This is a genomic window from Bradyrhizobium sp. Bra64, from assembly GCF_024519875.1.
Taxonomy (GTDB): Bacteria; Pseudomonadota; Alphaproteobacteria; order Rhizobiales; family Xanthobacteraceae; genus Bradyrhizobium; species Bradyrhizobium japonicum_G.
In genome coordinates, this window is sequence record NZ_JALJRD010000002.1 from 214409 (window position 1) to 228537 (window position 14129).

Genomic DNA, 14129 nt, shown 5'->3' on the forward strand with positions numbered 1-14129 from the left:
GGCTTCAGTGCACCATCATGCGGATTTCGACACGCCCCAGAAGAACGGCAACGGCCCCTTGGCGATGCCGGAGACGTTCTTGCGCCACGCCGTGTAGCTCAGGAAGAAGCCGGTCGGCGCATAGACGACGTCGTCCATCGCCGCCTTGTTGAGGCGACCGATGGCGGCCTTTTCCTCGTCGAGGCTCTTGGCCTCGAACCACGACGTGACCTCCTTTTCCGTGGCCGGGCTGGTAGGCCAGCCGAACCACGCCTTGTCGCCATTGGCGCGAATGGCGGTGTAGGGCGCGGGGTTGGTGCAGTCCGCGCCCGCGTGCCAGGTGTGGAACATGTTCCAGCCGCCCTGCCCCGGAGGGGTCTTCAGCGCACGGCGCGAGCCGACCGTGCCCCAATCGGTCGCGACGAAGTCGACATTCATGCCGAGCTTCTTCAGCAGGTCCGCGGTCACATCGCCCATCGCCTTCGTGATCGGCTGGTCCTGCGCCACGAGGCACGTCACGGGCTGGCCGGAATAACCGCTCTCGGCGAGCAGCTTCTTGGCCGCGTCGAGATCGCGCTTGCCCTTCAGTATCTCGCCGCCCGCCTCGGAATAGAGCGGCGTGTCCGGCGTGAAGAAACCGGGCAGCGGCTTCCAGAGCGAGTTATCGTCGCCGACGATTGCGCGCATATAGTCTTCCTGGCTCATCGCCATCAGCACCGCACGACGCGCCCGCACGTCATTGAAGGGCGGATACAGGAAGTTCATGCGGAACGAGCCGATATTGCCGAGGGGATCGCCAATGTCGACGCTGATGTTCTTGTTCTTCTTCAGGACCGGGACGAGGTCTGCGATCGGGTTCTCCCACCAGTCGATCTCGCCGTTTTGCAACGCCGCAGCCGCAGTGGCCGCATCCGGCATCACGATCCATTCGATGCGATCGACCAGCATCTGCTTGCCGCCGGCGAGCCATGACGACTTCTCCTGCCGCGGTGCGTAGTCGGCGAATTTCTCGAACACGGCTTTCGCGCCCGGAACCCACTCGGCCTTGGCGAACTTCATCGGGCCGGAGCCGACATAATCGCCGATCTGCTTGAAAGGGTCCGTCTGCGCAATGCGCTCGGGCATGATGAACGCACACGGCGAGTTGTTCTTGCCGAGTGCGTAAAGCATTTTCGGAAAAGGTTGCTTCAGCACCCATTTGAAGGTGCGGTCGTCGACGGCGGTGAGCTCCTGCTGGAGCGCCGTGATCATCAGGCCCATCGGATCGCGCACCGCCCAGCGCGCAAGGCTTGCGACGACGTCCTTGCTCAGCACCGGCTCGCCGTCATGGAATTTGAGGCCCGGCCGCAGCTTGAACGTCCAGATGGTGCCGTCGTCACTGACTTGCTCGGACTCGACCATCTGGCGCTGCGGCTGGAGCGAAGAATCGATGCCGTAAAGCGTGTCCCAGACCAGCGCCGCAGCATTGCGCACGACATATTGCGTACCCCAGATCGGGTCAAAATTTGCAAGGTTTGCTTGCGGAACGAAGCGCAGCGTGCGCGCGGCGGCGCCTTGTGCGATCGCCGGGGCCGAGATGCCGGTCAACGCCAGACTGCCCGCGCCGGCCAGTCCCTTCAATACGGTCCTGCGATCCATGAAATCCTCCCAATAGTGCCGTTATGCCGGCCATCATTGGCCAAGAGCAGGTGAAACCAGAGCTCATTGGCGTGCAAATGGTGTGCCACTGACGGGCCTTCGCCAGTGGAATCTCGTCATCAGTTTGGCCGGTCCAGACCTCAAAGCGCGGCCGCCAGCAACGGCCCGGTCTCGATATGCGGGATCGCCTCGACCAGCTTGCGGGTGTAGTCGGTCTTCGGATTATCGAACAGCGCCCGGCTCTCCCCCTGCTCCACGATGCCGCCATTGCGCAGCACGATGGTGCGGTCGCAGAGCATGCGCACCACGTTGAGATCGTGGCTGACGAACAGCAGCGCGATGTCGTTCTCGCGCCGCAAGCGGTCAAGCAGTTGCAACACCACCGCCTGCACGGAGACGTCGAGCGCCGCAGTCGGCTCGTCCAGCACCAGCAGCCGCGGCCGGCAGGCGATCGCCCGGGCGATGCCGACGCGGGCCTTCTGTCCGCCGGAAAGCTGGTGTGGAAAGCGCGGCAAGAGATCCAGCGGCAAACCCACCCGTTCCGCGCATTCCTCCACCCGCTTGCGCAGTGCATCGCCCCCACGCATGCCATCGAGCCGCGTCAGGGGATGGGCGATGCAATCGAACGCCGTGAAGCGCGGATTGAGACTTTCGTTCGGGTCCTGGAACACCATCTGGATGTCTTTGCGGAAACGCGAGCGATGGAAGTCACGCGACGCCACATGTCCGATCGACTGTCCGTCGAACACGATCTCGCCTTCGCTCGGGTCGATCAGCCGGCAGATCATCCGCGATGTCGTGCTCTTGCCGGAGCCGGATTCGCCGACGAGACCGACGCTCTCGCCGCCAGCCATCGTCATCGAGAAGTCCGCGACCGCCGCAGCGCCCTGGTCGAACCGCTTTGCAAGCTTGCGCACTTCCAGGAGCGGCGGCGTACCATGCGCGAGTTCGGGTCTTGGCTTGCTGACAAAAGTCGCCTGGCGCTCCCGCTCCTCCTCCGTCACGAGATCCTCGATCCGGGACGTCGCGGTCGGCGATGCAGCTACGAGGCGCTTCGTATAGGCGTGCTGCGGCGTCGAGAAGAGCGTTTTAGGATTCGCCTCCTCGACGATGCGTCCCCGCTCCATCACGGCGATACGGCGGCAATAGCGCGCAGCGAGCCCGAGATCGTGCGTGATCAGGATCGTCGCCATGCCGCGCGCGGCGGCGATGTCCGCCAGCAGATCCATCACCACCTTCTGAGTCGTGACATCGAGGCCGGTGGTCGGCTCGTCGGCGATCAAGAGCGCGGGATTGCAGGAGATCGCGATCGCGATCATGACGCGCTGGCACATGCCCCCGGAAAGCTCGTGCGGATAAGCGTTCATCCGCGCCTCGGGTTCGCGGATCTGAACCGCGCGCAGCAAATCCAGCGCCTCGGCGCGGGCGGCGCCCTTCGATATCCGCTTGTGGGTCAGGATCGCGTCCGCGATCTGCGAGCCGATCGCGCGGATCGGATTGAGCGCCGCTCGCGGGTTCTGAAAGATCATCGACATCGCAGCGCCCTGGAGATGCCGGAGGTCGTCGCCCCTGAGTTTTGTGACGTCCTGGCCGCGAAACAGGATCTTGCCTGCGGTGACGCGGCCGGCCGTATCGAGCAGCCGCGTCGTCGCAAAACCGGTCACCGACTTGCCCGATCCACTCTCGCCGACGAGGCCGAGCATCTCGCCGGCTTCGACGTCGAGCGTCACGCCGCGCACGGCCTCGACCATGCCGCGCCGCGTCGAGAACGAAACGTGGAGATCTTCGATCCTGAGCAGCTCTTCGCTCATGTGCGCATCCGCGGGTCGAGAATGTCCCGCATCCCGTCACCGAGGAGATTGAAGCACAGCACGGCCATCATCAGCGCGAGGCCCGGAAAGGCCACCAGCCACCACCGTCCGGTCGAGATGAAGCGCGCGCCTTCCGCGACCATGATGCCCCATTCCGGCGTCGGCGGCTTGACGCCGAGGCCGATGAACGACAGGCCCGCGGCATTGAGGATGGCCCAGCCGAGGTTGAGCGAGATCTGCACGGCCATCGCCGGCAGGATGTTCGGCAGCAGGAAGCGCAGCACCACCGAGAAATGACTCTCGCCGCAGGCGCGCGCCGCCTCCACCCAGCCGACATTGCGCCGGACGTTGACCTCCGCCCTCGCGAAGCGGATGTAGAAAGGCAGATTGATGATCGCGGTCGCGATCACGATGTTCTCGATCCGGTTGCCCAGCGCGGCGACCATCGCCATCGCCAGCACGAACAGCGGAAAAGCCATCATCACGTCCACGAAGCGGCCGACCGCGCGGTCGAGCCTGCCGCCGGCATAGCCGCAGAACGAACCGACGACAGCTCCGATCAGGAAGGAGATGCCGACCGCGGAGACCGCGATGGCAAGATCGAGGCGCGCCGCAATGACGAGGCGGCTGAACACGTCGCGACCGAGCTGATCGGTGCCGGCGAGATGCGCCGCGCTCGGCGGTTGCAGCGCTTCCGAAACATTGGAGACCACAGGATCATAAGGCACGATCCAGGGGCCGAAAATCGCAACCAGGACGAACAGCAGAACACCGGTCGCCGCGACCGCGGTGAGCGGGTTGCCGCGCAGAATCCAGACCGAATGGCGAAGCGTTGCGCTGGTCATCCAATCGACACCCTGGGATCGGCGATGCCGTAGCAGATATCGACCACGAGATTGACCAGCACGAACAGGCTGGCCATCAGCAACACAAACCCCTGCACCGGCGCATAGTCGGAGGAGAGCAGCGCATCGAGCGCGTAGGAGGCAACGCCCGGCCAGGAGAACACCTTCTCCACCAGCACATTGGCGCCAAGCATGGTCGAAAACACAATGCCGGCGATGGTGATGACGGGAAGGATGGCGTTTCTCAGCGCATAGGTGATGACGACCTTGCGCCAGGACAATCCGACCGAGCGCGCGGTGCGGACGAAATCGCTGCCCAGCGAGACCAGCATCGAGGCGCGCGTGATCCGCGCCAGCGGCGCGATCACGAACAGCGCCATGCTAACCGCCGGCAGGATCAACTGCTTGCAGGCCGCCCACCAGCCCTCGACATCTCCGGCAAGCAGGAAATCGACCGACAGGAAGCCGGTGCGCTGCGGCGGCAGCGAGGTGAAGACGTCGATCCGCCCGGTCGGATCTGGCGCAAGCCCTAGCAGATAGTAGAAGACATAGATCAGCAGCAGACCCGAGACGAAGGTCGGTACACAGACGCCGAGCGCGCAGAACAGCCGCACGCCGTGATCGACCGGCGACCCCGGCTTCAGCGCCGCGACCACGCCGAGGGGCACCGCTGCGATCAGCGCGATCAGGAGCGCTGTGAAGGTAAGTTCGAGCGAGGCCGGCAGCCGCTCGCGCAGATCCTTCAGCACCGGCTGCCCCGTCATCATGGAGCGACCGAGATTGCCGTGGCCGATATCGGAGAGATAGAACACGAGCTGCTCCGGAACCGACTTGTCGAGCCCCATCTGCTTGCGGATCTGCTCGATCTCCTCCTTGCCGGCGTTGGGCCCCGAGGCGAAGAACACCGCGGGGTCCCCGGGCAGGACACGCATCAACAGAAAGGTGAAGACCAGCACTCCGAACAGCGCCGGCAGCGACGACAGAAGCCGCCTGCCCGCCCGCACCATCGTTGCGCCAAGACCGGTCATGACCTTTCAGCGTCCCTTTTTGCGGATGTCACTTGCGGCTGACATCGCGGTAGTCGACCTGACGATGGAATTCGTAGGTGTAGCCTTCGATCGACGAAGCCATGACCGCATCCTGGTTGGGCTGCCAGAGCGGGATCTGCGGCATCTCGCTGAAGTGGATGGCATTGAGCTTGCGGCCATCCTCCTCGTACTTGGCCTTGTCCGGCTCGAAGCGGGCCTCCTGCGCGATCGCGGCCAGCTCGGGATTGTTGATCGAGCTGTAATTCCAGCGCTGATTGCCGGTGTAGAAGTTGCGGTAGAAATAGTCGGTCGACGGCAGCCAGGCGACGATGCCCTCGGTAAAGAAGGGCAGCTTCTTCTCGTTGATCTGCGTCGACATCTGCGCGTCCGGCAGCTTCTGGATGTCGACCTTGATCCCGATCTTGGCGAGCGATTCCTTCACCAGCGAAGCCATTGGCTCCGCGGTCGAGGCCTGGCCGACATTGAAGCTGAAGGTGGTCGAAAAACCTTCGGGAAGGCCGGCGGCCTTGAGATATTCGCGGGCCTTGTCGAGATCGGTCTTCAGCGGCGCCTGGAACGGATAGATGCCGTTCGCCGGCTTGCCGTCCGGCCAGCTCGCGCCGAACAGCGGCGCGCCGCGGCCGAACAGCGCGGCCTTGAACATGTCGTCATAGGGCAGCGCGAAAGCGATTGCGCGGCGGACATTGACGTTGTCGAAGGGCGGCATCTGGTTGTTCATCGAGACGAAGGTGATCGAATTGTATTGCGGCGTCGAGATCACCTTGAGCTTGCCCTTGGCCTCGAGCGACTGCACATCGCTGGCCTGGAGATCGACGACGAGGTCGGCATCGCCGCGCTCGACCAGATTGGCGCGGGTCGCGGGCTCCGGCACCGATTGTATGATCACGCGCTTGAAGAACGCCGGCTTGCCGGGCGAGCCGCGATTCCAGTCCTCGTTGCGCTTGACGATCACCTGCTCGCCCGGCTTGAAGGTCTCGATCACATAGGCGCCGCTGCCTGCGGTGTGCTCCTTGAGCCAGGCGGTCGCCCAGGGATCATCCGCGGTCGCGTGCTCCTTCGCCAGCTTCGAGTTGATGATCATGGGATAGACGGTGGCCAGATTCGGCAGCGCGAGCTTGTCCGGCTTGGGCAGCGTCACCTCGATGGTGAGGGGATCGATCACCTTGAACTGGTCGGCCGACGTCAGCGAACCCGTCAGGAGCTGCGCCTTGCCGAGAATAGGCGCGGTGACACAGCGATCGAGCGACCATTTCACGTCGTCGGCCGTGACCGGCGAGCCATCCTGGAACTTGGCGTCCTTGCGCAGGCGGAACGTCAGCTTAAGTCCGTCGGGGCTGACGTCGTAGGATTCGGCGAGCTCGCCGGTGATCTTGTCGAGATCGAACACCCATTTGCCGTTGAGCTCCTTGCGGCCGAACGCCACCAGCCGGTCGTAGGTGCTCATGCTCAGCGCAAAGGACTCGCGGGTCGAGCCGGGGATGTTGGGATCGAGCGTGTTGACCGATGCACCGGTGACGTAGCGCAAAGTCTCCGCCCTGGTTTGAGCCTGCGCTGGCGCGTTAGCAACTAGCAGCAGTGCTGCGGTGGCGGCAAGGCAGGCCGCCGGCCTGAAAGACACTAGACGCATTGGTTTTTCCCTGAATTTCGACAAGAACGCCCGCAAGGCAGGTTTAGAAACAAGCAAGTTGCGCGCCAGTCCCGAAAGGACGCTTCGTCGCGGTGGAGCATGGACAATCATGTGGATTCCCCCATTTTTCGCGCCGGCCGCGTGACCACGGCCTGCGGCACGTCATAGGCGCAGAGCGAGGCCCAGTGACGCGCGATATCGCCGCGGAACAGGCCACGCGTCAGGCCATTGACGAGCTTTGGTACAGCCGTCGTCATCGCGTTGATCGACGATCCCGACGGGCCGAAGCTCATGGTGGAGGCGATGGCGAAAAGATGGATGTCGGCAATCCACGGCGTTTGGCCCGGCACGCGCTCGGTGAAGGCGTAATCGTCGGCGAGATAGGGAAAGCGGCCGAGCCGCGCGTTGCGCTCGCGCTCCGGCGGCTGGTAACGATCGGCCCAGGTCGCGATATTGGCTGCGAATGCACGTAGCTCGCCGCGCCCGGCAAAGTTCATGTCGATGCCGGTGCCGCAGATGACGAAATCCGCCGTGATGGCGCTCCGCGGCGTCTGCAATTCGATGCCGCCAGCCATCTGACGCGCGGATTCCAGCGGCGCGCCTTCATGCAATGTGAAATTGGCATGACGGGCGCAGCGATCATATGTCGGCTGCGGAAAGCCTTCGCGCATCTCGAGGATGGTGCGCATGAAACGCCAGCGCCAGGCATCATCGAGATCGCTGAGATGACGCAGAAAGCCGCGAAAGGTCAGCCAGCGATAGGGCTGGATCACCTGGATCTGCGCGCGGCGGCACAGCAGGTGCACTTCCGCAGCGCCGGCTTCGAGCGCAGTCGCCGCATTGTCGAACGCCGATGCGCCGGCGCCGATGACGGCAACGCGCTTGCCGCGGAGGTTTTCGAAATCGATGTCGTCTGCCACGGTTGCGACCAAACCGGCCGGCAGATGGCGGAGCGGATCCGGAATCATCCAGTCGCCCATGCCCTCCTGCCCTGTCGCCAGCACGATCTTGCGGGCGTAGAGTGTCTCGATGGCATCGCCACGTTTCACGCGCGCGGCGAGCAGGCCGTCGGATGCGGGTGCAATCTCGAGAAGCTCGCTTCCATTGCGCACGGGCAAGCCAATCGTCCGCCGCAGCCATAGCAGATACTCCGCCCAATGCTCCCTCAGGATCAGGTTCAGCGCCTGCCAGCTCTCCTTGCCGAAGCGGGCCTCGTGCCAGGACTGGTAGGTGAGACTCGGAATATCGAGGTCCGGCCCGGTGTAATCCTTCGGGCTGCGCAGCGTCGGCATGCGGGCATAGGTGAGCCACGGACCCTCCTTCCCTTCCTCGGCCTTGTCCAGCAGCAGGATGTTGCTGACGCGAGAGCGCATCAGGCCGAAGCCGATGGCGATACCCGACTGGCCGGCGCCGACGACGAGCACGTCCAGCGCCGGCTTGCCGTCCGGTCCTATCTTCGGTTCGAGCCAGGCAGCACCGGGATGCGCGATCCTGGCGAGATCGGCGCGAACATCCGCCTCGAGATCTGTCAGCCCGTCACTCATGCCGCGAGCCAGCCTCCGTCGACCACCATCACGGTGCCGGTCGTGAACGAGGACGCATCGCTGGCGAGATGCAGCGCCGTCTGCGCGATCTCCTCAGCCTCGCCAAACCGCTTCATGGCGTGGCGGTTGCGCGAGGCCTCGCGCACCTCGTCCGGATCGGCGTGACGGGCAAAGCTGCGGCGAAGCATCGGCGTATCGATCGCGCCGGGTGCGATCGCATTGACGCGGATGCCGTCGGTGGCGAAGTCCACCGCCATCGTGCGCGTGAGGCTGACGATCGCGCCCTTGGCGGCGATGTAGGCGCTGTTGCCCTTGCCGCCGGCCAAGGCCAGTTGCGACGCCAGAGTGATGATCGAGCCGCTCTTCTGCCGCTGCATCTGCGGCACGGCGGCGCGCGCCCACAGCCAGGTGCCGCCGACATTGGTGCGAAACACCGCGTCCCAGTCCTCCACGCTCGTCGTCAGCACCGTGCCGCCACAGGAGAAGCCTGCCGCGGTCATGAGGATATCGAGCCGTGCATGCCGGGCCACGACATCGCCGACAACGCTCTCGGCGAAACCGGCATCGCCGACGTCGCCGACATGCGTCGTCGCCTCGCCGACGAGGCGCAGCGTGTCCTGCAAGCCCTCGGCATCGCGATCGACCAGGGCAAGACGCGCGCCCTCCTCCGCGAACAGCTTTGCGCTGGCGCGGCCGATGCCCGAGCCCGCTCCGGTGATGACGGCCGTGCGCCCTTGCAGCCGCATGTCAGATCCACTCCTTATGCTGCTTCAGCCAGGCGCTCATCGCCGCCGCGGACTCGGCGCAGCCGGACCGCGAGCGCCAGCCGAACTCATCCGCCATCCGCTTCACCGACAGCGGCGCGCGATATGGTCCATGCAGCTTGATGACCGTCTTCTCTCCGGGCGCCGCGAGCCGGCACTCCAGGCCGGGATGGAGCGCTGCAAAGGCCTCGCCCCATTGCAGGGCCGGCCATAGTTCGCCACTGGAGATGTTATAGAGCCGATGGCGCGGCCGTTCGGCTTCGATCAGCATCGCCACGGCTTCCGCGGCATCCGGAGCGTAGATCCAGTCTCTCATGCCCGGTTCAGGCATCACCGCCGGCCCGCCACGCGCGAACGCGACCAGAATCTGGAACTGGAGGCTTGGCGTGTCCCGTACGGAGCTCGGTCGCTCCCACGGACCGAACAAGGCGCTTAAGCGCACGCTCAGGAAATCGCCGCCAAAGAGTTCGGCATGGCGCGCGACGGATCGCTCCGAGGTGAACTTGCTGATGGCGTAGAACGAGACAGGATCGCAGGGCGTTTCCTCGTCCAGAACATCGACCCGTGCACCCGCAGCGCCGTAGGCCGATGCCGACGACAGATTGACGACGCGGCGCACGCCATGGCGGATCGCGGAGAGCAGGATGGGGATCTGCGCCATCACATTGATTTCGAGAACGCGGGCGGTCGACGCTCTCTCCAGGTCATCGCCGGCGGTGATCGCCGCGCCGAGCACGATCGCATCGACGCCTTCGGCGATGAGAGCATCGATGGTTGCCGCATCGGTGATATCACCTTGCACGGCTTTAAGCCGCGCACCGTAGTCGGCAAGAGATCGCCGCGCGGATGGCGGCAACTCCGCGCGGTCATGCAGCGTCACGTCGTGGCCGCGCGCGAGCAGCGCCTCCGCAACATTGAGGCCGACAAACCCGGTGCCGCCGAAGATGACGATCTTCATCGCGCGCGATCCACAGTCACAGCAGTTTCGCTCCAAAATTCCGCTCGGGATCCATATCGGCGACGAGCCGTCCGGTCGGCATGGCCGCCTCGCCGCCGCTGCGCGCGAGGAACTTGCCGCTGCCGGCATCCGCGAGGCACTTGTTGCCGTCGATGATCACCCGGCCGCGCGAGAGTACCGACACCGGCCAGCCCTTCAGCTTGCGGCCTGCGAACGGCGTGTAGCCGGCCAGATCGTGCATCATCTCGTCGGCGATCACGACCTCGCGGTTGGGATCCCAGACCGCGATATCGGCATCGGCGCCCACCGCGATCGAACCCTTGCGCGGATGCAGATTGTAGATCTTGGCCGGCGCCGTCGACGTCAGCTCGACGAACTTTTCCAGACCCAGCCGGCCCTTCGACACCATGGCATCGAACAGCAGCGGCAGCCGCAACTCCAGTCCCGGCAGGCCGTTGGCGACCTGCTTGAAGTTCGGGTTTGGCCCGGCGCGCAGCTTGCCGGTCTCGTCGAAACGATACGGCGCGTGATCCGACGAGATGGTCTGGAGATCGCCGAGCGACAGCGCCTGCCACAGCGCCTCCTGGTCGGAATGTGTCCGCGGCGGCGGGCTGCACATCCACTTGGCGCCCTCCGCGCCGGGCTTGTCGAGATCGTTTGCGGTGAGGAACAGATATTGCGGACAGGTCTCGGCGAAGACCTTCAATCCCTGCCCGCGCGAGTCGCGGATCACCTTGGCGCCTTCGGCGGTCGAGACGTGGAAGATCATGATGGGCTGGTCGATCAGCGCTGCCATGCCGATCAGCCGGGTGAAGGCTTCCGCCTCCGACACGCGGGCGTGGCTGACGGCATGGTACTTCGGCATCGTGTAGCCGCGCGCGAGCAGGCGTTTCACCATCCAGGCGATGATGCCGTGGTTCTCGGCATGGGCGCACAACATCGCGCCGGACTGCCGCGCGGCAAGCAGGATGTCGAGCAGCGGCTCGTCGTCGACCTTGAGCCGGTCGTAAGTCATGAAAATCTTGATCGACGCATGACCCTGCTTCACTAGCGCCGGAATGTGCTCCTCGACCGTCTCCCTGGTCGCATCAGCAATGATCATGTGGAAGGCGTAGTCGATCACCGCGCCCTTCTTGGCCAGCGCGTGATAATCCTCGACCACTTGCGGCAGCTTCATGCCGACATGCTGGGCCGCGAAGGGGATCACCGTGGTCGTGCCGCCGAAAGCGGCAGAGACGGTCGCGCTCTCGAATGTGTCGGCATTCATGATGCCGGCCGCGGACAATTGCTCGATATGGGCGTGGCTGTCGACGCCGCCGGGCAGCACCAGCTTGCCACGGGCGTCGATCTCACGCTTGGCTTCTGGAAGCCCGCGGCCGATCGCCGCGATGGTCTCGCCGGAGATGGCGACGTCGGCTTCGAACACGTCGGTCGTCGTCGCGACGCGCCCACCGCGAATGATCAGGTCGTAAGCGGGTTTAGTCATGAGGCACTCCATGATAGGCTCGAGGCAAGTAATCGAAATTTTGCAGGAAGACCGTCATGCCCCGGCCGCGCATTCTCGTCATCAATCCGAACTCCAACCCTGCCGTGACCCAAGGGCTGGAGGACGCGCTGAAGCCGCTCGGTTTTGAGGGCGGTCCGGAACTGGTCTGCCAGACGCTGGCCGAGGGTCCGTTCGGCATTGAAAGCCAGGCGGATGTCGACGGCGTCGCGATGCCGCTGCGCCGGCTGGTCGAAGGCGACAACAGCTCGGCCGCCTTCGTCATCGCCTGCTACAGCGATCCCGGGCTGCAGGTCTGCCGCGAAGGCACCGATAGGCCCGTGTTCGGGATCGCCGAGTGCGGCGTGCTGACGGCGCTCGCCCGCGCCGAGACATTTGGCGTCATCGCGATTGCGCAGCGCTCGATCCCGCGTCACATGCGCTACCTCAGGCAGATGGGGCTGACCGACCGCCTCGCCGGCGAACGGCCGCTCAACATGAGCGTTGCGGAAAGCGCCTCGGGCGAAGGTACGCTCGCCAGGATGATCGACATCGGCCGTGCGCTGCGCGACGAGGACGGCGCCCGCGCCATCGTGATGGGCTGCGCCGGCATGGCACGCCATCGCCGGCCGCTGGAAGACGCCCTTGGCATTCCCGTGATCGACCCGACACAGGCGGCCGTTACCATGGCGCTGGGTACGGTGCAGTTCTCGGCTCACTAGGCGTCCTTCAGCTCTTTGGCGTCCTGCCGCGCGAGCCATTGCGCATGGCTCTCGCGGACAAGCGCAAACGTGTCCCGCTGCGTCGTGTAGAGATTGCCGAACATGCGGCCGATCGGCCGGTAGGCGTCTAGATCGACATACATGTTGGCTTCATCGACGAGGCCCTCGCGGGCGTGAACCCTGAGCACCTCGCCGACCAGCAGCTCGCGGTCGGGCGAAAAATTCAGCACGACATGCCGCCGGCATTCCAGCGCGAACGGTGCTGCGGCCAGACGCGGCACTTTCACGTCGACGGAGGGAAGCGTGGCCAGCCCCGTCGCTACGACCTCGCTGTCGCCGGAGGGAAAATCGATCGCGCAGTCGTTCATCGACGCTGACAGCGCCTCGTCCACCATGTGCACCACGAACTCGCCGTCGCGATGGATGTTGCGGGTCGTGTCCTTCGGGCTGTGATCCGGCTTGTGCTGGAGCCCGAGCACGATCAGCGCCGGGCTCTCCGAGAAGACATTGAAGAAGCTGAACGGCGCGGCGTTGACCGCCCCGTTCTCGTCCAGCGTCGTCACCAGCGCGATCGGCCGCGGCACCACCACGCCGCAAAGCAGCTTGTAGCGGTCGCGCGGATCGAGCTCGTGCAAGGATATGCCCGGTGCGGTATGGCCAGCCATCAGTGTCACTTCTCCGGCGGCGGCACTGCGCCGGTCTGGCTGGTGATCAGGCCGTAATGCTCGATGCGGCGATGCCGGGCGAAATCGAAGATCGTGGTCTTGCCGAAGGCGGTGGCGTCGAGGTCGCAAGCGTGAACCAGAACCTCGTCGTCCTCGGTCTTGGCCTCCGCGACGATCTCGCCGTTGGGATCGACAATCAGACTGCCGCCGAACAGCGGGTGCCCATCCTCGACACCGGCCTTACCCACCGCGACGACCCAGGTCGCGTTCTGGTAAGCACCGGCCTGTACCGACAGGCGGTTGTGAAACAGGCGCTTCTCGACGCCCTCTTCGCTCTTCTCCGCGTTGACGGACGGCGTGTTGTAACCGATCAGCACCATCTCGACGCCCTGCAGGCCCATCACACGGTAGGTCTCGGGCCAGCGCCGGTCGTTGCAGATGGCCATGCCGATGATGCCGCCGAGTTCGCGCCAGACTTTGAAGCCGAGGTCGCCCGGCTCGAAATAACGCTTCTCCAGATGCTGGTGCGAGCGCTTGGTGTCGTACTCCACATGACCCGGCAGATGGACCTTGCGATATTTGCCGACGATATTGCCCGACTTGTCGGTCAGGATCGCGGTGTTGAAATGATGGCCGTCCGGCGTCAGCTCCGCATAGCCGAAATTCATCGCCATCTGGTGGCGCGCGGCTCGTTCGAACAACGGCTTCGTCGCAGCGCTCGGCATCTCGCGCTCGAACCAGATGTCGAATTCAGCCCGGTCCTCCGCATACCAGCGCGGGAAGAAAGTCGTGAGCGCAAGCTCCGGATAGACGATCAGGTCGGCGCCCTTCGCCTTGGCTTCGTCCATCAACGCAATCATGCGCTTGACCACGGCCTCGCGGCTGTCGGCCTTCTGGATCGGGCCCATCTGGGCGGCGGCAACATTAACGATGCGCATCAGCGAATTCCTGGTGATCTCTTGGTGATTTCTTGGGGGAAGCCACGGCTTCAGTGATTGTCCGGCGCCGGCAGCTTAGCGCAGCCCCGCCGGGCATTGCCAGTCG

12 protein-coding genes are annotated in these 14129 nt (G+C 64.7%); 1 reads left to right on the forward strand and 11 read right to left on the reverse strand.

Annotated features, from left to right (window positions below; genetic code table 11):
- Window positions 1-15: 15 nt before the first annotated feature.
- From NR187_RS08640 to hydA, 9 genes are all read right to left on the reverse strand, one after another.
- Window positions 16-1617, reverse strand: coding sequence for an ABC transporter substrate-binding protein (locus NR187_RS08640; protein ID WP_256806259.1), 1602 nt, complete (start codon window positions 1615-1617; stop codon window positions 16-18).
- Between the two features lie 140 nt (window positions 1618-1757).
- Entirely contained in the window at window positions 1758-3428 is a 1671-nt protein-coding gene (gene nikE / locus NR187_RS08645) for an ABC transporter ATP-binding protein (protein ID WP_211383105.1), read from the reverse strand.
- Window positions 3425-4273, reverse strand: a complete 849-nt coding sequence (locus tag NR187_RS08650; RefSeq protein WP_256806260.1) for an ABC transporter permease — start codon at window positions 4271-4273, stop codon at window positions 3425-3427. Before NR187_RS08650 ends, nikE begins: the two co-directional genes overlap by 4 nt.
- A complete protein-coding gene (locus tag NR187_RS08655) occupies window positions 4270-5301 on the reverse strand; it encodes an ABC transporter permease (RefSeq protein ID WP_256806261.1) in 1032 nt (343 codons plus the stop codon). Before NR187_RS08655 ends, NR187_RS08650 begins: the two co-directional genes overlap by 4 nt.
- A 28-nt stretch (window positions 5302-5329) precedes the next feature.
- Window positions 5330-6949: an ABC transporter substrate-binding protein gene (locus tag NR187_RS08660; RefSeq protein WP_256806262.1), complete on the reverse strand. Its 1620-nt coding sequence runs from the start codon at window positions 6947-6949 to the stop codon at window positions 5330-5332.
- A 107-nt stretch (window positions 6950-7056) separates the two neighbouring features.
- Window positions 7057-8493, reverse strand: a complete 1437-nt coding sequence (locus NR187_RS08665; protein WP_211383101.1) for an NAD(P)-binding domain-containing protein — start codon at window positions 8491-8493, stop codon at window positions 7057-7059.
- On the reverse strand, window positions 8490-9239 hold the full coding sequence (locus NR187_RS08670) for an SDR family oxidoreductase (RefSeq protein ID WP_256806263.1): 750 nt from the start codon (window positions 9237-9239) through the stop codon (window positions 8490-8492). Before NR187_RS08670 ends, NR187_RS08665 begins: the two co-directional genes overlap by 4 nt.
- Window position 9240: 1 nt before the next feature.
- Window positions 9241-10215: an NAD(P)-dependent oxidoreductase gene (locus NR187_RS08675; protein ID WP_256806264.1), complete on the reverse strand. Its 975-nt coding sequence runs from the start codon at window positions 10213-10215 to the stop codon at window positions 9241-9243.
- A 16-nt stretch (window positions 10216-10231) separates the two neighbouring features.
- Window positions 10232-11701 carry a dihydropyrimidinase gene (gene hydA, locus NR187_RS08680; protein WP_256806265.1) on the reverse strand — a complete coding sequence of 490 codons (1470 nt, stop codon included), beginning with the start codon at window positions 11699-11701 and terminating at the stop codon, window positions 10232-10234.
- 56 nt (window positions 11702-11757) lie between these two features.
- On the opposite strand from hydA, the gene NR187_RS08685 reads away from it, so the two are divergent.
- The gene (locus NR187_RS08685) at window positions 11758-12420 is read left to right on the forward strand and encodes an aspartate/glutamate racemase family protein (protein WP_211383097.1); all 663 of its coding nucleotides are present in this window, start codon (window positions 11758-11760) and stop codon (window positions 12418-12420) included.
- Here NR187_RS08685 and NR187_RS08690 read toward each other — a convergent pair.
- Together NR187_RS08690 and NR187_RS08695 are read right to left on the reverse strand one after the other, a co-directional pair.
- Window positions 12417-13085, reverse strand: coding sequence for a flavin reductase family protein (locus tag NR187_RS08690; protein ID WP_211383096.1), 669 nt, complete (start codon window positions 13083-13085; stop codon window positions 12417-12419). The two genes, NR187_RS08685 and NR187_RS08690, sit on opposite strands and share 4 nt — an antisense overlap.
- Before the next feature lie 5 nt (window positions 13086-13090).
- A complete protein-coding gene (locus NR187_RS08695; RefSeq protein ID WP_211383095.1) occupies window positions 13091-14023 on the reverse strand; it encodes an N-carbamoyl-D-amino-acid hydrolase in 933 nt (310 codons plus the stop codon).
- Window positions 14024-14129: the final 106 nt, after the last annotated feature.